The organism is Pseudomonas sp. B21128 (assembly GCF_044218865.1).
In the GTDB taxonomy this organism is placed as follows: domain Bacteria; phylum Pseudomonadota; class Gammaproteobacteria; order Pseudomonadales; family Pseudomonadaceae; genus Aquipseudomonas; species Aquipseudomonas iridis.
The window spans coordinates 5,424,149-5,444,489 of the sequence record NZ_CP162590.1 but is presented as its reverse complement, the minus strand read 5'-3'; the positions used below and the strand labels follow the sequence as shown (position 1 = coordinate 5,444,489).

The 20,341-nt window shown below is 61.4% G+C and carries 22 protein-coding genes and 1 riboswitch; of the genes, 18 read left to right on the top strand and 4 right to left on the bottom strand.

Annotated elements, in window-relative coordinates; translation table 11 throughout:
- Window positions 1-5: 5 nt before the first annotated feature.
- On the bottom strand, window positions 6-656 hold the full coding sequence (purN, locus tag AB4P91_RS24540; protein WP_042558306.1) for a phosphoribosylglycinamide formyltransferase: 651 nt from the start codon (window positions 654-656) through the stop codon (window positions 6-8).
- Window positions 656-1,714, bottom strand: coding sequence for a phosphoribosylformylglycinamidine cyclo-ligase (gene purM, locus AB4P91_RS24535; protein ID WP_042558307.1), 1,059 nt, complete (start codon window positions 1,712-1,714; stop codon window positions 656-658). The genes purN and purM overlap by 1 nt, the downstream gene beginning before the upstream one ends.
- Window positions 1,715-2,083: 369 nt before the next feature.
- Here purM and AB4P91_RS24530 point away from each other — a divergent pair, with 369 nt between their 5' ends.
- The 5 genes from AB4P91_RS24530 to AB4P91_RS24510 all read left to right on the top strand — a co-directional run bounded on the left by AB4P91_RS24530 (window position 2,084) and on the right by AB4P91_RS24510 (window position 6,776).
- On the top strand, window positions 2,084-3,142 hold the full coding sequence (locus AB4P91_RS24530) for a DUF2066 domain-containing protein (RefSeq protein ID WP_395603890.1): 1,059 nt from the start codon (window positions 2,084-2,086) through the stop codon (window positions 3,140-3,142).
- A gap of 37 nt (window positions 3,143-3,179) precedes the next feature.
- Window positions 3,180-4,253, top strand: coding sequence for an AI-2E family transporter (locus AB4P91_RS24525; protein WP_150594194.1), 1,074 nt, complete (start codon window positions 3,180-3,182; stop codon window positions 4,251-4,253).
- A 217-nt stretch (window positions 4,254-4,470) separates the two neighbouring features.
- Window positions 4,471-5,175 (top strand): DnaA regulatory inactivator Hda, encoded by a 705-nt coding sequence (gene hda / locus AB4P91_RS24520; RefSeq protein WP_042558310.1) that lies wholly within the window; start codon window positions 4,471-4,473, stop codon window positions 5,173-5,175.
- Window positions 5,176-5,401: 226 nt separating this feature from the next.
- Window positions 5,402-6,019 carry a C40 family peptidase gene (locus tag AB4P91_RS24515; protein WP_042558311.1) on the top strand — a complete coding sequence of 206 codons (618 nt, stop codon included), beginning with the start codon at window positions 5,402-5,404 and terminating at the stop codon, window positions 6,017-6,019.
- 220 nt (window positions 6,020-6,239) lie between these two features.
- Entirely contained in the window at window positions 6,240-6,776 is a 537-nt protein-coding gene (locus tag AB4P91_RS24510) for a C40 family peptidase (protein WP_150594193.1), read from the top strand.
- Between the two features lie 130 nt (window positions 6,777-6,906).
- Here AB4P91_RS24510 and AB4P91_RS24505 read toward each other — a convergent pair whose 3' ends face one another.
- Window positions 6,907-8,220 (bottom strand): PQQ-dependent sugar dehydrogenase, encoded by a 1,314-nt coding sequence (locus AB4P91_RS24505; RefSeq protein ID WP_395603889.1) that lies wholly within the window; start codon window positions 8,218-8,220, stop codon window positions 6,907-6,909.
- Between the two features lie 66 nt (window positions 8,221-8,286).
- Window positions 8,287-8,871, bottom strand: a complete 585-nt coding sequence (locus AB4P91_RS24500) for a hypothetical protein (protein ID WP_115148241.1) — start codon at window positions 8,869-8,871, stop codon at window positions 8,287-8,289.
- A gap of 162 nt (window positions 8,872-9,033) precedes the next feature.
- Window positions 9,034-9,260, top strand: a riboswitch (cobalamin riboswitch).
- 80 nt (window positions 9,261-9,340) lie between these two features.
- Between AB4P91_RS24500 and cobO the strand changes: the two genes are divergently transcribed.
- The 13 genes from cobO (at window position 9,341) to AB4P91_RS24435 (ending at window position 20,335) form a co-directional block, all read left to right on the top strand.
- Window positions 9,341-9,952, top strand: coding sequence for a cob(I)yrinic acid a,c-diamide adenosyltransferase (gene cobO, locus AB4P91_RS24495; RefSeq protein ID WP_047300314.1), 612 nt, complete (start codon window positions 9,341-9,343; stop codon window positions 9,950-9,952).
- Window positions 9,949-11,349 (top strand): cobyrinate a,c-diamide synthase, encoded by a 1,401-nt coding sequence (locus AB4P91_RS24490; RefSeq protein ID WP_395603888.1) that lies wholly within the window; start codon window positions 9,949-9,951, stop codon window positions 11,347-11,349. The genes cobO and AB4P91_RS24490 overlap by 4 nt, the downstream gene beginning before the upstream one ends.
- Window positions 11,346-11,996, top strand: a complete 651-nt coding sequence (gene bluB / locus AB4P91_RS24485; protein ID WP_395603887.1) for a 5,6-dimethylbenzimidazole synthase — start codon at window positions 11,346-11,348, stop codon at window positions 11,994-11,996. Before AB4P91_RS24490 ends, bluB begins: the two co-directional genes overlap by 4 nt.
- Window positions 11,993-12,901: an adenosylcobinamide-phosphate synthase CbiB gene (gene cbiB, locus AB4P91_RS24480; protein WP_042558317.1), complete on the top strand. Its 909-nt coding sequence runs from the start codon at window positions 11,993-11,995 to the stop codon at window positions 12,899-12,901. The genes bluB and cbiB overlap by 4 nt, the downstream gene beginning before the upstream one ends.
- Complete coding sequence (gene cobD, locus AB4P91_RS24475; RefSeq protein ID WP_395603886.1) at window positions 12,894-13,886, top strand: threonine-phosphate decarboxylase CobD; 993 nt, start codon at window positions 12,894-12,896, stop codon at window positions 13,884-13,886. Before cbiB ends, cobD begins: the two co-directional genes overlap by 8 nt.
- A complete protein-coding gene (locus tag AB4P91_RS24470; RefSeq protein ID WP_395603885.1) occupies window positions 13,883-15,385 on the top strand; it encodes a cobyric acid synthase in 1,503 nt (500 codons plus the stop codon). The genes cobD and AB4P91_RS24470 overlap by 4 nt, the downstream gene beginning before the upstream one ends.
- An 87-nt stretch (window positions 15,386-15,472) precedes the next feature.
- Window positions 15,473-15,994, top strand: a complete 522-nt coding sequence (gene cobU, locus AB4P91_RS24465; protein ID WP_042558320.1) for a bifunctional adenosylcobinamide kinase/adenosylcobinamide-phosphate guanylyltransferase — start codon at window positions 15,473-15,475, stop codon at window positions 15,992-15,994.
- Window positions 15,991-17,046, top strand: coding sequence for a nicotinate-nucleotide--dimethylbenzimidazole phosphoribosyltransferase (gene cobT / locus AB4P91_RS24460; RefSeq protein ID WP_395603884.1), 1,056 nt, complete (start codon window positions 15,991-15,993; stop codon window positions 17,044-17,046). The genes cobU and cobT overlap by 4 nt, the downstream gene beginning before the upstream one ends.
- On the top strand, window positions 17,043-17,618 hold the full coding sequence (cobC, locus tag AB4P91_RS24455; RefSeq protein WP_395603883.1) for an alpha-ribazole phosphatase family protein: 576 nt from the start codon (window positions 17,043-17,045) through the stop codon (window positions 17,616-17,618). The genes cobT and cobC overlap by 4 nt, the downstream gene beginning before the upstream one ends.
- Window position 17,619: 1 nt before the next feature.
- Window positions 17,620-18,351 (top strand): adenosylcobinamide-GDP ribazoletransferase, encoded by a 732-nt coding sequence (locus tag AB4P91_RS24450; RefSeq protein WP_395603882.1) that lies wholly within the window; start codon window positions 17,620-17,622, stop codon window positions 18,349-18,351.
- 199 nt (window positions 18,352-18,550) lie between these two features.
- A complete protein-coding gene (locus AB4P91_RS24445; protein ID WP_042558324.1) occupies window positions 18,551-18,955 on the top strand; it encodes a MarR family winged helix-turn-helix transcriptional regulator in 405 nt (134 codons plus the stop codon).
- A 52-nt stretch (window positions 18,956-19,007) separates the two neighbouring features.
- Entirely contained in the window at window positions 19,008-20,216 is a 1,209-nt protein-coding gene (locus tag AB4P91_RS24440; protein WP_395603881.1) for an MFS transporter, read from the top strand.
- Entirely contained in the window at window positions 20,213-20,335 is a 123-nt protein-coding gene (locus AB4P91_RS24435; protein ID WP_263596662.1) for a hypothetical protein, read from the top strand. The genes AB4P91_RS24440 and AB4P91_RS24435 overlap by 4 nt, the downstream gene beginning before the upstream one ends.
- The last annotated feature ends 6 nt before the right edge of the window (window positions 20,336-20,341 follow it).

Sequence of the window (20,341 nt, the reverse complement as noted above, 5' to 3'; positions counted from 1 at the left end):
ATCTCCTAGTGTCGAATCAAATGGCCGCTGGCCGCGAGTAACTGGCCGTCCAGTGAAGCACCTTCGCCCCCGAGTGCAAGCCTGCCTTCGGCAAACCAGCGTACCGCCATGGGGTAGATCAAGTGTTCCTGAACATGCACTCGCTGCGCCAGACTCTGCGGCGTGTCGTGCAACTCTACCGGTATTACTGCCTGTACGACCAGTGGTCCGCCATCGAGTTCCTCGGTGACGAAGTGGACGGAGCAGCCGTGCTCGGTGTCGCCGGCCTCCAGCGCGCGCTGATGGGTGTGTAACCCTTTGTATTTGGGCAGCAGCGAAGGATGGATGTTGAGCAGGCGACCCTGATAGTGGCGTACGAAGTCAGCGCTGAGAATGCGCATGAAACCGGCCAGTACCACGAGTTTGGGATTGAATTCGTCGATCAGTTCGATCAGGGCAGCATCGAAGGCCTCGCGACCTTCGAATGCCTTGTGATCCAGCGAGCGGGTGGCGATACCCGCGTCACTGGCGCGTTGCAGGCCGTAGGCGTCGGCGCGGTTGGAAATCACCGCAGCGATGCGGACCGGGCTTTCACCGGTCCGCGTGCTGTCGATCAAGGCCTGCAAGTTACTGCCGGTGCCGGACAACAGCACCACGACATCACAGGTTGCGGACATTAATGAGCCTTAAGGTTCTTCAGTTCGACCTGAGCAGCGCCTTCGGCAGCGACTGCGATCTGGCCGATGACCCAAGGCTGTTCGCCAGCGTCACGCAGGGTGTTGAGCGCAACTTCAACGTGCTCCTGAGCCACGCAGATGACCATGCCGACGCCGCAGTTCAGAACGCGGTGCATCTCGGTCTCGTCAACGTTGCCTTTCTCTTGCAGCCAGTCGAACACGGCCGGGCGATTCCAGCTGGCGACGTCAACCACGGCCTGAGCGCCTTTTGGCAGAACGCGCGGGATGTTGTCGAGCAGGCCGCCACCGGTGATGTGGGCCATGGCTTTGACGGCGCCGGTGTCTTTGATCAGCTTGAGCAGCGGCTTCACATAGATACGGGTCGGGGCCATCAGCAGGTCGGTCAGCGGTTTGCCGTCGAGCTGAATGTTTTCGATGTCGGAGCCGGACACCTCGATGATCTTGCGGATCAGCGAGTAGCCGTTGGAATGCGGGCCGGACGAAGGCAGGGCGATCAGTGCGTCACCGGTGGCGACTTTCGAGCCGTCGATGATTTCGGCTTTTTCCACGACGCCGACGCAGAAGCCGGCCAGGTCGTAGTCTTCGCCTTCGTACATGCCAGGCATTTCAGCGGTTTCGCCGCCAACCAGCGAGCAACCGGACAGTTCGCAGCCGGCGCCGATGCCGGTCACAACCTGGGCTGCGGTCTCGACGTTGAGTTTGCCGGTGGCGTAGTAGTCGAGGAAGAACAGCGGCTCGGCACCGCACACCACCAGGTCGTTGACGCACATGGCGACCAGGTCGATACCGATGGTGTCGTGCTTGTTCAGGTTCAGGGCCAGGCGCAGCTTGGTGCCGACGCCGTCAGTGCCGGAAACCAGTACGGGCTGCTTGTAGCCGGCCGGGATTTCGCAGAGGGCGCCGAAACCGCCCAGGCCGCCCATGACTTCCGGACGCGCAGTGCGCTTGGCGACGCTCTTGATGCGTTCGACCAATGCTTCACCGGCGTCGATGTCTACACCGGCGTCCTTGTAGCTCAGGGAGGGTTGCTTGCTCATGATCCAGGCCTTTAGGGGGGATTCAGGGGTAACGACCGAGTTCAGCGGGGCGCCGAAGTCGATGGGGCGATAGCCTCACGCGAGTTTCGAGGTGCCCGGCTGTTGCCGGTCTGCGAAGGCGCGCGATTTTATCAGGCTTGAGGGGCAGCGGCCATCCTCGTACCGACGGGCAGGGCCATATCACCCGAAATTTTTTGCAATTGAGGCGTACGGCTGCCTGTATAAGGTGTGGCAATTAACCGTCTATCGTTATCACTGTGCAAAAACTTACCGCCGCCGTGTGAATGTTTGGTGCTGGCAGCTTGTCACAGCCTTGCCAAATCGGTTCACGCGGCCTGTTCCAGCCGCTCCAGTCGACGGGAATTCTCCATGCGTTTTTGTAAATTGTTGTTTGTGGGCTGTTTGTCTGTGGTCAGCCTGGCGAGTCATGCCGAAAACCTCAAAGGCCTTTATCAGGTGCGTGAGCCGGTCCAGGGCCAGGCTCCGCAGGAGCGTGAACGCGCGACTCAGGCCGCGCTGGATACGCTGGTATTGCGCCTGACCGGTGACCCTAAAGCTGCGCAAAGCCCGGGGTTGGCAGCCGTGCGCAAGGATCCGCAGCAGATCATCAGTCAGTTCGGTTTCGATGCCGGGCCGCCGGAGGTGCTGAAAGTCGATTTCGATCCGAGCAGTACCGAGCAGGCATTGCGTCGTGCCGGCTTATCCCTGTGGGGCGCCAGCCGGCCGTCGATACTGGGCTGGTGGCTGAACGACTCGGCCGAGGGTTCGAGTCTGGTCGGTGATGGTCAGGCTGCTGCCGCGCCGTTGCGCACGGCGGCTCAGCATCGTGGTTTGCCGTTGCGTTTGCCGCTGGCTGATCTGAGTGAACAACTGGTCGCCACGGCGCCGGCACTCGAGGGCACGGATGCTGCTCCTTTGCGCGATGCTTCGGAGCGCTATAACGCTGACGCTTTGCTGGCTGTGCATGCGCGGGAAGAGGGTGGTCAGTGGCAGGCCAAATGGCATTTGTGGCTAGGTGATCAAAAAGAAGCGGGCAGTGTGCAGGGGCCGGATCAGGCAGCCATTGCGGATGCCGTGATGCTGGCGGTTGCCCAGCGCCTGGCGCCACGCTTTGCGGCCAAGCCTGGGGCAACCGGGCAGCAGACTCTGGAAGTGCAGGGCATGAATCTCGAGCGTTACGCCGCGTTGTTGCAGTTACTTGAACCGTTTGGCGTGCGTCTGAAAAGCGTTGATGGCGATCGTATCGTCTATCGGGTCAACGGCAGTGCCGATCAGATGCGCGCGCAGTTGTCGCTGGCGAAGCTGCAGGAGTTACCCGCTGAAGCGCCGGTCCCTGTGGCGGCGCCAGAGCCTGCGGTCGCAGGCGCAGCGCCTGTTGCGGCGCCAGCCCCGGCACCTGTGGCGCCGTCATTGCGATTTCGCTGGTAAGTCTTTCCCTATATAGAAGCAGTAGTAGGAGTGGTACATGGCCGATACGCGGCGTTGGTTCTGGCTCGGTGGGGTAGTCCTGCTTTGCGTGTTTGTGTGGTTATTGCACTCGATCCTCACGCCGTTTCTGGTGGCGCTGTTGCTGGCGTATCTGTTCGATCCGCTGGTGGATCGCCTGGAGAAGCTCGGTTTGTCGCGCACCTGGGGTGTTATCGCGGTGTTCACGTTGTTCACGCTGATCTTCACCGCGCTGATGCTGGTGTTGGTGCCGATGCTCGCCAAACAGCTGCTGCGCCTGTACGAACTGGTGCCGCAGATGCTCGACTGGTTGCAGCACTCGGCGGTGCCGTGGGCGCAGTCGAAGCTGGGACTGTCGGACGGCTTCTGGAAGTTCGACAAGGTCAAGGCCGCGATCAGTGAGCACATGGGTCAGACCACCGATATTGTCGGTGTGGTCCTGAGCCAAGCGACGGCTTCGAGTCTGGCGCTGATCGGCTGGCTGGCCAATCTGGTGCTGATCCCGGTGGTGAGTTTCTACTTGCTGCGCGACTGGGACGTGATGATGGCCAAGATCCGCAGCCTGTTGCCGCGTGATCGTGAGCCAACCATCGTCGCGCTGGCCGGTGAATGCCATGAGGTGCTCGGGGCATTCGTGCGCGGGCAGTTAATGGTGATGGTGGCGCTAGGGGTGATTTACGCGGCTGGGCTGATGATCGTCGGCCTCGAACTTGGACTGTTGATCGGGTTAATCGCGGGGCTGGCGGCGATCGTGCCGTACATGGGCTTTGTGATCGGCATCGGTGCGGCGTTGGTTGCCGGGTTGTTCCAGTTCGGTGGTGATCTGTATCCGATGGTCGGGATCGTCGCGGTGTTCATGGTCGGTCAGGCCTTGGAAGGCATGGTGTTGACCCCATTATTGGTGGGCGACCGCATCGGCCTGCACCCGGTGGCGGTAATCTTCGCGATCCTGGCCGGCGGCGAGCTGTTTGGCTTCACGGGTGTGTTGCTGGCGCTGCCAGTGGCGGCGGTGATCATGGTGTTGGTGCGCCATATGCACGACTTGTACAAGGACTCCGACATTTATAGTGGTGCTGACGATCCGCAGCTGTAGCGCAGATGGGCGACCCGGCGAATAGCCGGGTTGGCCCGTGTATTGCGGAAAATAGCGGCTCGACTGCGTCAGAGAAACTGTCATAAAACCAGTGCGTTAACGCAAACCTTTGATTTTGCTTGGACTCTGTCGCATTGTGCGCTTAGCTTCACGGGTATAAACTTCGCCAACTTTACACAGAGGCCACTAACGGTTCCTTGAGAACTGTTCAGTCAGCATGAAACCGATTCAGCTGCCCCTAGGTGTGCGTCTGCGTGACGACGCCACCTTCATCAACTACTACCCAGGCGCCAATGCCGCTGCACTCGGCTATGTCGAGCGCCTATGCGAAGCCGACGCCGGCTGGACGGAAAGCCTTATCTATCTGTGGGGCAAGCACGGCGTAGGGCGTACGCATCTGTTGCAGGCTGCTTGCCTGCGATTCGAGCAGATGGGTGAACCGGCGGTGTATTTGCCGCTGGCCGAATTGATGGATCGCGGCACCGAAATTCTCGACAACCTTGAACAGTACGAACTGGTTTGCCTGGATGACTTGCAGGTGATTGCCGGCAAAGCTGATTGGGAAGAGGCGATGTTTCATCTGTTCAATCGTCTGCGTGACAGCGGTCGGCGCCTGCTAATCGCCGCGTCCACCTCACCCCGAGAGCTGCCGGTCAAACTGGCTGACCTGAAATCACGCCTGACGCTGGCGCTGATTTTCCAGATGCGCCCACTTTCTGATGAAGACAAATTGCGTGCCCTGCAATTGCGCGCATCGCGTCGTGGTCTGCATCTGACCGATGAAGTCGGGCATTTTATCTTGACCCGTGGCACCCGCAGCATGAGCGCGCTGTTTGATCTGCTGGAACAGCTCGATCAGGCTTCCTTGCAGGCGCAGCGCAAGCTGACCATTCCCTTCCTGAAAGAAACCCTGGGCTGGTAGCCGAGCCTTGCAGTCTGTGGCTTTCAGCGGGTTTCGGCGTATTTCAGGCGCCAGAAAATCCGCTTTTCTGCACGGTGTGCAGAGCGCGTATCGGTTCAAACGGGCTTAAGCGCTTAGATGTAAACGAGAAACCGAGAAGTCACAAAAAGATCGATTGAATTTGCAAATGAGGTTGATAGCGGGCATAGTCTCGCCTTCTTTACAACTATCAGCCACGGTCGTGCCCATGCTAAAGCGCTTCGCACCCCTCGTGCCTCTCGCACTCGTCACCCTGTTATACGGTTGCGCTGCTCATTCTCCAGTTCAAGAGCAGCCTCAACAGGTCAAGAATTCCGTCACCGCCCAGTCTTCCGTTATTTACCAGGAAGAGCTGGACACCGAAAAAGAACTGTCGGATTTCAACGGCAACAAGCCTTACCAGCTGCCAGTTCTGGCCGACAGTATCCTCGAACGCGGCATGTCCCTGATCGGTACCCGTTACCGTTTCGGCGGAACCTCTGAAGCCGGTTTCGATTGCAGTGGTTTCATCGGCTACCTGTTCCGCGAAGAAGCTGGTATGAACCTGCCGCGCTCAACCCGCGAAATGATCAACGTGGATGCACCGCTGGTGTCGCGCAAAAACCTTGAGCCGGGCGATCTGCTGTTCTTCGCCACCAATGGTCGTCGCGGCCGCGTCAGTCACGCCGGGATCTACCTGGGTGACAACCAGTTCATTCACTCCAGCAGTCGTCGCAGTGGCGGTGTTCGCATCGACAGCCTGGGTGACAGCTACTGGAGCAAGACCTTCATCGAAGCGAAACGCGCTCTGGCTAACGCTCCGACCGTCGTCACTGCTCGCAAGTAATTCCCCGATGCCGCGGCGTTCGCAGCGGCAATTAGGCTCCTGGCAACGGAGTAGACCTAGACTTTACAAGGTGAAGTTAAAGTCTTACTTGAAGTTTGCCGCGTAGCCGCTAGAATCCTGAATCTATATTGATGGCAAACCGCCTGCGTGCTGACGCAGGCGGTTTTGTTTTCTGTCCCTCCGGCAGAAAAAGCCGCAGCCAGATCAGGATGTTCTGCTTATGACCATGTCGGCCCGCCTCACATTGATCGTTTTCGCAGCGCTGCTCAGCGCCTGCGCCAGCCGTACGCCGCCACCAGCACCCGTGGTACGCGCTCCAGTGGTATTCGGCCCCTCGCAATCATTCTCGCCCGCTGCTGAAGACGTACTGTTTCGCGCGCTCGGTCTGGTGGGTACGCCTTATCGCTGGGGCGGCAATACACCGGACTCGGGATTTGATTGCAGTGGGCTGATCGGTTTTGTTTACCGTGATGCCGCGGGTATTTTGCTGCCAAGAACCACGCGCGACCTGATCGTCATGCAGGCGCCGAATGTGGGTAAGGAAGGTTTGCAGACAGGCGATCTGATCTTCTTCGCCACCAATGGCGGTTCGCAGGTCAGTCATGCGGGAATTTATGTCGGGGAAGGGCGCTTCGTACATGCGCCGGCAACCGGCGGCACGGTGAAGCTCGACAGCCTGTCGAAGGCGTATTGGCAGAAGGCTTATCTGAGTGCCAAGCGGGTGTTGCAGCCGGAACATCTGGCGCATAACCCGTAGCTGGAGTTTCAACAACATTGTGGGGGCGAGCTTGCTCGCGAAGAGGGAGGGTCAGTCAATTTGAATGTCGACTGATCCACCGCATTCGCGAGCAAGCTCGCTCCCACATTTGTTTTGTATTCAGGTCAGGTTATTTAGCGGAAGACACCCGCCACACTTTGTTCCCCACATCATCAGCCACCAGCAAGCCACCTTGCTGGTCGATCACTACGCCCACCGGGCGACCCAGTGCGTTCTCGTCCTTGTCGAGAAAACCGCTCAGCACATCCACCGGCTGGCCTGTTGGTTTGCCCGCCGCGAACGGTACGAAAATCACTTTATAACCACTGTGCGGCTTGCGGTTCCAAGACCCGTGCTGGCCGATGAATGCGCCTTCCTTGAACTGCGCTGGCAGCTTGTTGCCCTCCGCGAACGTCAGACCCAGCGAAGCGGTGTGCGGGCCAACGGCGTAGTCCGGCGCAATGGCTTTGGCGACCAGGTCGGGATTCTGCGGCTCGACGCGTACATCGACATGCTGGCCGTAATAGCTGAACGGCCAACCATAGAAGCCACCGTCCTTCACCGAAGTGATGTAGTCCGGCACCAGGTCGCTGCCGATTTCGTCGCGCTCGTTGACCGCGGTCCACAACGCGCCACTGGTGGGCTCCCACGCGAGGCCGTTGGGGTTGCGGATGCCCGAGGCGAAGATGCGGTGATTGCCGGTTGCGCGGTCCACTTCCCAGATTGCGGCGCGGCCTTCCTCTTTATCCAGACCGTTTTCGCCGACGTTACTGTTCGAGCCGACCGTGACGTACAGTTTGCTGCCGTCCTTGCTGGCGATGACGTTCTTGGTCCAGTGATGGTTGAGCGTGCCGCCAGGCAGATCGACCACCTTGATCGGCTGCGTCTTGATTTCGGTTGCGCCGGGTTCGTAGTTGAAGCGCAACAGGCGATCGGTGTCGGCGACGTACAGGTCGTTGCCCACCAGCGTCATGCCGAACGGTGAATTGAGATTCTGCAGGAATACCGTGCGCGTTTCAGCCACGCCGTCGTGGTCGGCATCGCGCAGCAGGGTTATGCGATTGGGGCTTGGTACGCCGGCGCCGGCCTTGCCCATGACTTTTTCCATGACCCAGCCGCGCACGCCTTTGCTGTCATCAGGTTTGGGCGGTGCATTGGTTTCTGCGACCAGCACATCGCCATTGGGCAACACATAGAGCCAGCGCGGATGATCGAGACCTTCGGCAAACGCGGCGACTTGTGTGCCTGCCGCAGCGGTCGGTTTGCCGCCCGCGGGCCAGCCGACCGCCGGGGCGATATTCACCGTCGGGATCAGGGTTTTGTTCGGTTCGGGCAGTTTCGGTGACGGGCCGGTGCCGTCGATGACCTGCAGGCTGGACGATTCACCACAGGCGGCGAGCCCTCCGGCGAGGGCGATGACGAAAACGAGTTGGGGCTTGCGCATTGCTGATCTTCCCTATGAATGCATTCCTAGTCATAGAGGATCGCACAAGCCCGATGGTTCAACTGCTCAGCCGCGGGCCTCTTTGAACAGCAAGGCAATGCCCGGGTGATAGTTACCGGCCTCATTGCGCAATTTGCGATAGGCGTAGGGGAAATACCAGGCGACGGCGCAGGTGTGTTCCTTTTGCAGGTCGTCGACCATGTCCTGCAATTCTTCCGGGCTGGCGCTGTGCTGGGCTTTTTGCGGGGCGACAAACAGGCAACCGAGTTTGAGGTCGCTGGCGTAGCTGAGGCGTTTGGCGTCGTGGGTGATATCCAGCAGGGGCTGAGTCAGGTTGAGGTTGTTGACGCGTGGCCAGCGTTGCGTGGCCTGGATAAATGCGCGGTCTTCGGCACCCGCCAGGAACAGATCGGCGCGGGCGTTGCGCTCGCCTTCCTCGTTCTGCTTGCGAGTGGCGGTGTCTCGCAACGTCACCAACTCCGCCATCCAGGCGGCCGCACAGAGCAATCCGAGATTGGCTTTCTCGTCATGCCAGTAGGGCGTGTCGCTGTCGCCGCGCACGGCGTTGTAGCGGTCGATACAGTCAAACCAGCGTTCTAGCACCGGGCGCAGGAATTCCAGGCGCGGATTGCTGATGATCATGCCTTGCATCGTAATCATCCTTATTGTTGTGGTGTGCTTTGCGGTAAAAGCATGGCTCTTTGATATCATTTGTTTTGGCGTGGCACAAGATTGGCGTCGGATAATTGATCGCCGGCAGTTATTCGCCCGATGACCCCCTCTTTAATTGACGCTCCACCCCCAACCCTCTAACCTTCGCGGCTTGTTTCAGGTGCTCTGTGACCTGCGTCGACAGAGTGAAACAGGGAAGCCGGTGAGGGTTGTTTTCACGCGAAGCACAACCACGATCCCGGCGCTGCCCCCGCAACGGTAAATGAGTGAAAACTGCGTCTTGTGCCACTGCTTAACGGCGGGAAGGCGCGCAGTCAGGCGAACGCCGCTCATGAGCCCGGAGACCGGCCTGATCCATCCAGCGGCATCACGGTGGGCGATGCCAGGCTTTTTGCCGTCTATTCTTGTGCCTGCCCGCCGTTATCCAGCCTCAACGGAGAGCTCCCCCATGACTGATTCCCCCGAGCGTGACGAACGCCACCTGGCGCGTATGCAGCGCAAAAAAGCCGTGATCGATGAACGCATCGCCAACTCGCCCGACGAGTGTGGCCTGGTGCTGGTGCTGACCGGCAACGGCAAAGGCAAAAGCAGCTCGGCGTTCGGCATGCTCGCCCGCGCGATGGGCCACGGCATGCAGTGCGGCGTGGTGCAGTTCATCAAGGGTCGCAACAGCACCGGTGAAGAGCTGTTCTTCCGCCGCTTTCCCGAGCAGGTGCGTTTTCACGTGATGGGCGAGGGCTTCACCTGGGAGACTCAGGATCGCCAACGCGACATCGCCGCCGCCGAGGCTGCGTGGGCGGTGTCGCGCGAGTTGCTGCGTGATCCGTCGATCGGTCTGGTGGTGCTCGATGAATTGAACATCGCTCTCAAGCACGGCTACCTCGATCTCGATCAGGTGCTGAGCGATTTGCAGGCGCGTCCGCCGATGCAGCATGTGATCGTCACCGGTCGCGGGGCGAAGCCGGAAATGATCGAGATGGGCGACACGGTCACCGAAATGGGCATGCTCAAACACGCCTTTCAGGCTGGCATCAAAGCGCAGAAGGGCGTCGAACTTTGAATCAGCCACGTCACTGCCCGGCGGTATTGATTGCCGCGCCGGCCTCCGGTCAGGGCAAGACCACCGTTACTGCCGCGCTCGCTCGTTTGCATCGCAATCAGGGGCGCAAGGTGCGCGTGTTCAAGTGCGGCCCGGACTTCCTCGACCCGATGATCCTCGAGCGCGCCAGCGGTGCGCCGGTTTATCAACTCGATATGTGGATGGTCGGCGAGCAGGAAAGTCGTCGCCTGTTGTGGGAAGCCGCCGCCGAAGCTGATCTGATTTTGATCGAAGGCGTGATGGGACTGTTTGACGGCACACCATCGAGCGCTGATCTGGCGCGGCATTTCGGCGTGCCGGTACTCGGCGTGATCGACGGCACCGCGATGGCGCAGACCTTTGGCGCATTGGCGCTGGGGCTTGCGCGTTATCAGCCGGACTTGCCGTTTGCGGGCGTGCTGGCCAATCGCGTGGGTACGTTGCGTCATGCGCAACTGCTTGAAGGCAGCCTCACCGAGGGTTTGCGTTGGTACGGCGCGCTGTCCCGCGAGACCGGGATCGAATTGCCGAGCCGTCATCTGGGGCTGGTGCAGGCCAGCGAGCTGAATGACCTGGATGTTCGTCTCGACGCCGCCGCCGAAGCGCTCGCCAGCAGTTGCGAGGTAGCGCTGCCACCGGCCGTGGAATTCGCGGCGCCGGAAGTGATCGTTGCTGAACCGCTACTGCAAGGTGTGCGAATCGCGATCGCCCATGATGAGGCGTTTGCCTTCACCTACGGCGCCAGCCTCGATTTGCTACGGGCGATGGGCGCCGAGTTGAGTTTCTTCTCGCCGATCCGCGACACGCAATTACCCGAGGCGGACAGTCTGTATCTGCCGGGCGGCTATCCGGAATTGCACCATGTGGCGTTGTCGCGGAACACCGCGATGCTCGACGCGATCCGCGCGCACCATGCGGCGGGCAAACCCTTGCTGGCCGAGTGTGGCGGCATGCTTTATCTGCTTGATTCGCTGACTGATGTGGAAGGCGTGCGCGCCGAACTGGTCGGTTTGCTGAGCGGCGATGCGGTGATGCAAAAACGTCTGGCCGCATTGGCGCTGCAAGCGGTTGACCTGCCTGAGGGCTCGCTGCGTGGGCACACGTATCATCACTCCCTGACGACGACTGAATTGACCCCGATTGCTCGCGGCCTTAGCCCGAATGGTGGGCGTGGGGCGGAGGCGGTTTATCGCGATGGGCGAATGACCGCTTCTTATGTGCACTTCTACTTTCCGTCGAATCCTGCGGCGATCGCAGCACTGTTTGCGCCTGACCTTGCGGCCGCCTTCGCGAGCAAGCTCGCTCCCACAGTTGAAACGGTGGTGACTGAAGCAATGCTATCCGCTGTGGGAGCGAGCTTGCTCGCGAAAGGGCCATGACAGACAACGCATTCTCCGAAGCCGAACGCGCAGCGGTCTACAAAGCCATCGCCGAGCGCCGTGACATGCGCCACTTCACCGGTGGCAGCGTCGCGCCCGAGCTGCTGCGCCGACTGCTCGAAGCCGCGCATCAGGCCCCGAGCGTCGGCCTGATGCAGCCGTGGCGCTTCATTCGCATCAGCGACCGAGCCCTGCGCGGGCAGATCCAGAACCTGGTGGAAGAAGAACGTGTCCGCACCGCCGAGGCCCTCGGCGAGCGCAGCGATGAGTTCATGACACTCAAGGTCGAAGGCATCAATGATTGCGCGGAAGTGCTGGTCGCCGCGTTGATGGACGATCGCGAGAAACACATCTTCGGTCGCCGCACGCTGCCGGAAATGGACATGGCGTCACTGTCCTGTGCGATCCAGAACCTGTGGCTGGCGTCCCGCGCCGAAGGTCTGGGCATGGGCTGGGTCTCGCTGTTCGAGCCACAGGCGCTGGCCGATCTGTTGAAACTGCCGGAAGGTGCCAAGCCACTCGCGGTGTTGTGCCTGGGCCCGGTCAAGGAATTCTATCCGGCGCCGATGCTGGTGCTTGAGGGGTGGGCGCAGGCGCGTCCGCTCAATGAGTTGCTGTATGAAAATTATTGGGGAGTGAATCAATGAGTGTGGCGTTGTTGAGTGTCGCCGCCGTGGCGCTGGATGCGCTGCTGGGTGAACCGAAACGCTGGCATCCGCTGGTGGCGTTCGGCAACTTTGCCGGGCGCATCGAGCAACGTTTCAACGCCGGTGGCCGTGGCTGGCGCAGTCATGGCGTCACCGCGTGGGTGATCGCGGTGCTACCGCTGACGTTGCTCGCCACCGCGTTTTCCTGGGCGCCTTATGTTGGCTGGATCGTCGAGATACTCGCGCTGTATTGCGCCCTCGGCATGCGCAGCCTCGGCGAGCACGTCGAGCCGGTGGCCAAGGCGTTGCGCGCCGATGATCTGGATGAGGCGCGCAAGCGTGTCGGCTATCTGGTCAGCCGCCAGACCAGCGAACTCGACAGCACCGCCGTCGCCCGTGCTGCCACCGAATCGGTGCTGGAGAATGGCAGCGATGCGGTGTTTGCCGCATTGTTCTGGTTTGCCGTGGCCGGCGCGCCGGGCGTGGTGCTCTATCGCTTGAGCAATACGCTTGATGCGATGTGGGGTTATCGCAACGAACGTTTCGAACGATTTGGCTGGTGTGCGGCAAAAATCGACGACGTCCTCAACTACATTCCCGCGCGTCTCGTGGCGTTGACCTACGCGCTGCTGGGCAAAACCCGACTGGCCCTGAAGTGCTGGCGTACACAGGCGCCAAAATGGGACAGCCCCAACGCCGGCCCGGTAATGGCGGCAGGCGCGGGCGCGCTGGGCGTGGAGCTGGGCGGCCCGGCAATCTATCACGGCGAATTGCATGAACGTCCGCAACTCGGCGAGGGCACACCTGCCGATGCCGATTCCATCGACCGTGGCTGGCAATTGGTCCAGCGCGGGGTATGGTTATGGCTGCTGATTCTTTGCGTGGGAGCTGAATTCTATGCTTGAGCACGGTGGCCGACTGCGCAAGGCTTCACTCGATCACGGCATCGCCGAGGCTGATTGGCTGGATCTTTCCAGCGGTCTGGCGCCATGGCCGTTCCCGATCCCGGATATTCCGCTGCGCGCCTGGGCACGCTTGCCGGAAACCGACGATGGTCTGGAGCAGGCAGCGTGTGATTACTACGGTGCGGCGCAGGTGTTGCCGGTGGCCGGTTCGCAAATGGCCATTCAGTTGCTGCCGCGCTTGCGCCGGGCCGGCAAGGTCGGCGTGTTGTCGCCGTGTTATGCCGAGCATGCCGAGGCGTGGCGCCGCAGCGGTTACATCGTGCGCGAAGTGCTGGAGCAGGAAGTCGAGTTCTTTATCGACAACCTCGACGTACTGGTGGTGGTCAACCCGAACAATCCCACCGGCCTGAGCCTGACCCCGGCGCGCTTGCTCGACTGGCATGCGCGGCTCGCGCAGCGCGGTGGCTGGCTGGTGGTCGATGAAGCGTTCATGGACAACACGCCACCATTGAGTCTGGCCGCGCACACGCATTTGGTGGGCCTGGTCGTATTGCGTTCGTTTGGCAAGTTCTTCGGTCTGGCCGGGGTGCGACTGGGCTTTGTGCTGGCCGAGCGCAAATTGCTCAAGCTGCTCGCCGAACAGGTCGGGCCGTGGGCGATCAGCGGGCCGACCCGGGTGCTCGCCCAGGTCTGTTTGCAGGACACCGAAGGTCATGCACGCCAGCGGATACGCAGCGATGAGGCGAGTGCGCGACTGGCCGCGTTGCTGGCGCGATACGGCTTCAAGCCCCAGGGCGGTTGCGCACTGTTTCAATGGTTGATCACCGATCAGGCGCAAGCACTGCACGAATTCATGGCCCGACGCGGCATCCTCCTGCGCCTCTTCACACACAACAGCAGCTTGCGTTTCGGCCTCCCTGCCGATACCGCTCAAGAGGCGCGCCTCGAACAAGCGTTGCAAGCGTTCGCCAAGGAAACCCAATGACCACCCTGATGGTGCAGGGCACCACGTCCGACGCCGGTAAAAGCACACTGGTGACGGCACTCTGCCGCTGGGCCACCCGTCAGGGTGTAGCGGTGGTGCCGTTCAAACCGCAGAACATGGCGCTCAACAGCGCGGTGACGGCTGATGGCGGCGAGATCGGTCGCGCGCAAGCGGTGCAGGCGCAAGCGGCGAATCTTGAACCACACACCGACATGAACCCGGTGCTGCTCAAGCCGAACAGCGACACCGGCGCGCAAGTGATCATCCATGGCCGCGCCGTCACCAGCATGAACGCCGTCGCCTATCACGACTACAAAGCCATCGCGATGCAAGCCGTGCTGGCCTCCCACGATCGCCTCAGCGCCGCGTATCCGTTGGTGATGGTCGAAGGCGCAGGCTCGCCGGCGGAAATTAACCTGCGCGCTGGCGACATTGCCAACATGGGCTTTGCCGAGGCGGTGGATTGCCCGGTGCTGCTGATTGCCGACATCAATCGCGGCGGCGTTTTTGCCCATTTGGTCGGCACGCTGGAGTTGCTGTCGCCGAGCGAACAGGCGCGGGTCAAAGGCTTCATCATCAACCGTTTTCGCGGCGACATCGCGTTGCTGCAATCGGGCCTCGACTGGCTGGAACAGCGCACCGGCAAACCGGTGGTCGGCGTGCTCCCTTACGTAATGGACCTGCATCTTGAGGCCGAGGACGGCATCGATCAGCGCCAGACCGACAAGGCCGAACACGTACTGAAAGTCGTGGTACCGGTGCTGCCGCGCATCAGCAACCACACCGATTTTGATCCGCTGCGTTTGCATCCACAGGTCGATCTGCATTTCGTCGGCCCGGGACAGGCGATTCCGTCGGCCGATCTGATCATTCTGCCGGGCTCGAAAAGTGTACGCAGTGACCTGGCGTATCTGCGAGCCAATGGTTGGGACACAGCGATCAGTCGCCATTTGCGTTACGGCGGCAAAGTGCTCGGTATCTGTGGCGGTCTGCAAATGCTCGGCGAGCACGTGCACGATCCGTTGGGTCTTGAGGGCGCGCCCGGTTCCAGTGCCGGTTTGGGTTTGCTGGCCTTCGAAACGCAGCTCGAAGCCGACAAGCAATTGCGCAATGTGCGCGGTCGTCTGGCGCTGGAAGATGCCGAAGTCAGCGGCTACGAAATTCATGCTGGCGTGACCACCGGGCCGGCGCTGGAAAACGCGGCGGTGCGGCTGGAGGACGGTCGTTGTGACGGTGCGCAGAGTGCTGACGGTCAGGTGTTGGGCACTTATCTGCATGGCTTGTTCGAATCGCCGGCAGCCAGTTCGGCGTTGCTGCGCTGGGCCGGGTTGAGCGATGTGCAAACGGTGGATTACCACGAGTTGCGTGAGCGCGATATCGAGCGTTTGGCCGATCTGGTGGAGAAGCATCTGGATACCGGGTTGTTGCGTCAGCTCTGTGGGATCCAGGGTGAATGTCATGGCCCCATCGCTGGCAAGCCAGGTCCCACAGGGGGCTGAGGTGATCCGGCTACCGCGATCACTGTGGGAGCTGGCTTGCCAGCGATGGGGCCGGTTGCCTCAACAGATAATTTTCAGGATGTCCCCATGCTTCAACTGATCCTCGGCGGCGCCCGCTCCGGCAAAAGTCGCCTCGCCGAAAAACTCGCGACTGACAGCGCGCTGGCCGTCACCTACATCGCCACCAGCCAGCCACTGGACGGTGAAATGAGCGAGCGTGTCGCCCATCACCGCGCGCGCCGTCCCGTCGAGTGGGCACTCATCGAAGAACCGCTACAACTCGCTCGCATCTTGCGTGAAAACGCCAGCGCCGAGCGCTGCCTGCTGGTCGATTGCCTGACGCTGTGGCTGACCAATCTGCTGATGCTCGAGGACGCCACTCGTCTCGCCGCCGAACGCGAAGCTCTGCTGGACTGCCTGGCGTCACTGCCGGGCGAAATCATTTTTGTCAGCAACGAGACCGGAATGGGTGTCGTGCCGCTGGGCGAATTGACTCGCCGCTACGTCGATGAAGCCGGTTGGCTGCATCAAGCCCTGGCTGAGCGCTGTCAGCGTGTCGTCTTGACCGTCGCCGGCCTGCCCCTGACTCTGAAAGGACCTGCGTTATGACTCAAGCCTGGTGGCTCAATCCGTGTAAAGCGGTGCAGGTCGATATCGTTGAACAAGCGGCGGCACGGCAACAGCAACTGACCAAGCCGGCCGGTTCGCTGGGGCGTCTTGAGTCAGTGGCGGTGCAACTGGCCGGCCTGCAAGGGCAGGTCAAACCGACGCTTGCGCAGGTCTGGATTGCGATTTTTGCCGGGGACCACGGTGTGGTCGCTGAAGGCGTGTCGGCATTCCCGCAGGAAGTCACCGGGCAAATGTTGCTCAACTTCGTCAGCGGTGGCGCGGCGATCAGCGTGCTCGCGCGTCAACTCAATGCGCAGTTGGAAGTGGTGGATCTGGGCACGGTGACGCCGTCGCTGAACCTGCCGGGCGTGCGGCACTTGAACATCGGCCCGGGCACGGCGAATTTCGCCAGGGGCGCAGCGATGACTCAGGCCCAGGGCGAATTGGCGTTACAGGCTGGTCGCGACAGCGCGCTGCGGGCGAAAGCTGCCGGCACTCAGCTGTTCATCGGCGGTGAAATGGGCATCGGCAACACCACTGCGGCAAGTGCCCTGGCCTGTGCCTTGCTCGACTGTCCGGTGGCCCATCTGACCGGCCCCGGCACTGGCCTGAATGCAGAAGGCGTCAGTCATAAAGCGCAAGTGATCGAGCGCGCCCTGGCGCTGCACGCGGCCCAGCGTGGCGATGTGTTGCAGACGCTGTTCAACCTGGGCGGTTTCGAAATCGCCGCGCTGGTCGGCGCGTATCTGGCCTGTGCGCAGGAAGGTATCGCGGTATTGGTCGACGGCTTTATCTGCACCGTCGCTGCGCTGGTGGCGGTGCGTTTGAATCCGGCCTGTCGCGAGTGGCTGCTGTTCGGCCATCGCGGGGCCGAGCCGGGCCATCGTCACGTGTTGGAAACCCTGAGCGCCGAACCGCTGCTCGAACTGGGTCTGCGCCTGGGCGAGGGCAGTGGTGCGGCGTTGGCGGTGCCGTTGTTGCGTCTGGCGTGTGATCTGCACGGGCAGATGGCAACGTTCGCGGAAGCGGCGGTGGCGGATCGTCCGGTATGACCTTGCGACTTGATCTGCTGCGCCATGGTGAAACCGAACTCGGCGGTGGCTTGCGCGGCAGCCTCGACGATGCGCTCACCGAAAAGGGTTGGGCGCAGATGCGCGAAGCGGTGATCGAAGGTGGGCCGTGGGATCGCTTGGTCAGTTCGCCGTTGCAACGCTGCGCGCGGTTTGCCGCCGAGTTGGGCGAGCAGCTGAATCTGCCGGTGCATCTGGAAAAGGATTTGCAAGAACTGCATTTCGGCGCGTGGGAGGGGCAGAGCGCGGCGGCGCTGATGGAGACGGATGCCGAAGCGTTAGGGCTGTTCTGGGCCGATCCGTATGCGTTTACGCCACCGCAGGGTGAGCCGGTCAGCGATTTTTCTACGCGCGTATTGACGGCCGTCGCACGGCTGCAAGCAGCGTACGCTGGCGAGCGCGTGTTGTTGGTCAGTCATGGCGGTGTCATGCGCCTGCTGCTGGCGCAGGCACGGGGCCTGCCGCGTGAGCAATTGCTCAACGTCGAAGTGGCGCACGGTGCGCTGTTTTCGCTGAGTGTCGAAGCCGATGGTTCGCTCAAGGAAGGTCGCTGACATGTTGCCGCTGTGGATCGCTGTGCAATTTCTCAGCAGTCTGCCGATTCGCCTGCCAGGGATGCCGGAGCCCGGACAACTGGGGCGTTCGCTGCTGTTCTATCCGCTGGTGGGATTGCTGTTCGGGGTGATTCTTTGGGGGCTGAACCTGGCATTGGCGGGCGCGCCGCTGCTGTTGCACGCGGCAGTGCTGTTGACGATTTGGGTATTGCTCAGCGGCGCATTGCACCTTGATGGCCTGGCGGACAGCGCCGATGCCTGGCTCGGCGGTTTCGGTGATCGCGAACGTACGCTGACGATCATGAAAGATCCGCGCAGCGGGCCGATTGCGGTGGTGACGCTGGTGCTCGTGTTGCTGCTCAAGTTTGCTGCGTTGCTGGCGCTGATCGAGCAGCAGCAAGGTTTGGTGCTGATCATCGCGCCGCTGCTTGGGCGCGCCGCGCTACTGGGATTGTTTTTGACCACGCCTTACGTGCGCAAAGGGGGGTTGGGGCAGGCGCTGGCCGATCATCTGCCGCGCAGGGCGGGTTGGTGGGTGCTTGCGGGCAGCGCGCTGGCCTGTGTAGCGATTGCGGGGTTCCAGGCGATTATTGCGCTGCTGGTAGCGGTCGGCGTGTTTGTCTGGTTGCGGCATGTGATGATGCGGCGGTTGGGCGGGACGACCGGGGATACGGCCGGGGCGTTGCTGGAATTGCTTGAGATGGCGGTGCTGGTTGGTTTGGCATTGGTCTGAGAGATTAGCGCTGACGGGACTTGCCCTATCGCTGGCAAGCCAGCTCCCACAAGTGATGCGGGTGTTTGCAAATTTTGTGAAACCTGCAAACCCTTTGGGAGCTGGCTTGCCAGCGATGGCGGCTCGTCAGGCGCAGGAAATGTTACTGCAAAACCGCATGTAACTTGATTTAACACAGTCGCGGGTATATACACGCATCATGCTTCCTTCTCAGTGTTTGTGCACCAACCTGCGTCGCGCCGCTCGTGGCGTCAGCAGGCATTACGACGGCGCCCTCGACGGCTTCGGGATCAACGTTGCGCAGTATTCTTTGCTGTGCAATCTGCAGCGTCTGGATCAGCCGAGCATCTCCGAACTCGCCGAAGCCATGGGCCTGGATCGCAGCACCCTCGGGCGCAATCTGCGGGTGCTGGAAGGCGAAGGGCTGGTGGCGCTGGCGGAGGGTGAAGACATGCGCAATCGCATCGTCTGCCTCACCGAAACCGGTGCGCAACGTCTGGCAGCAGCCTTGCCGGCCTGGGAAGCGGCGCAACAGCGATTGATTGATCGTCTGGGCGCGGAGAAGCGTGAAACCTTGCTGAAATTGCTCGACGAACTGGCTTGATGCCAGTTTGTTCGAACTCAAGCGGGTATATACCCGCGACTGGAGAATAATAATGACATCGATGTGGCGTACGTGCGGTTGGGTGTTGCTGGGAAGTGCGTTGATCCTGGCGTTGTCATTGGGCGTGCGACACGGCTTTGGCCTGTTCCTGTCACCGATGAGCGCGCAATTCGGCTGGGGGCGTGAGGTATTCGCCTTCGCCATTGCCTTGCAGAATTTGATCTGGGGTCTGGCGCAGCCGTTTACCGGCGCGCTGGCCGACCGTTTCGGCGCGGCGAAAGTGGTGCTGGTTGGCGGTGTGCTCTACGCCGTGGGTCTGGTGTGCATGGGCTTGTCCGACTCGGCGATGACGTTGTCATTGAGCGCTGGGTTGCTGATCGGTATCGGCCTGTCCGGCACTTCGTTCTCGGTGATCCTCGGCGTGGTCGGGCGGGCCGTGCCGCCGGAGAAACGCAGCATGGGCATGGGCATCGCCAGTGCCGCCGGGTCGTTCGGGCAGTTCGCCATGTTGCCGGGCACGCTCGGACTGATTGGTTGGCTCGGCTGGTCGGCCGCATTGCTCGTATTGGGTCTGTTGGTGGCGATGATTGTGCCGCTGGTGAGCATGCTCAAGGACAAGCCGCTGCCGGTACTGGGCCATGAGCAGACGCTGTCCGAAGCCCTTCGCGAAGCCTGTTCGCATTCCGGATTCTGGCTGTTGGCGCTCGGTTTCTTCGTCTGCGGGTTTCAGGTGGTGTTTATCGGCGTGCATTTGCCCGCGTATCTGGTCGATCAACATCTGCCGGCCACCGTCGGCACTACGGTGCTGGCGTTGATCGGGCTGTTCAATATCTTTGGCACGTACACGGCCGGATGGTTGGGTGGACGTATGTCCAAACCGCGCTTGCTGACGGCGCTGTATCTGATGAGGGCGGTGGTGATCGTGCTGTTCCTGTGGTTGCCGGTGACGACCACGACGGCTTATCTGTTCGGCATGGCCATGGGCTTCCTGTGGCTGTCGACGGTGCCATTGACCAATGGCACGGTGGCAACCTTGTTCGGCGTGCGAAATCTGTCCATGCTCGGAGGCATCGTGTTCCTGTTCCATCAGCTCGGCTCGTTCCTCGGCGGCTGGCTGGGCGGGGTGGTGTATGACCGTACCGGGAGTTATGACTTGATCTGGCAAGTGGCGGTGCTTCTGAGTTTGCTGGCGGCGGCGTTGAACTGGCCGGTGCGCGAGCGTCCGGTCGAACGTCTGCAACCTCGCGCGAGCGTCGCATGAGCCGTTTCTGGCCACGAATCGTCATTACCGCACTGGCTGCTGCATTCTTGGCGCTGGTGTGGTGGGGCTGGCATCAGGGCGGCCTGGCCTTGATGCAATTAGGCATGAGCATTTGCTAGAGGCGG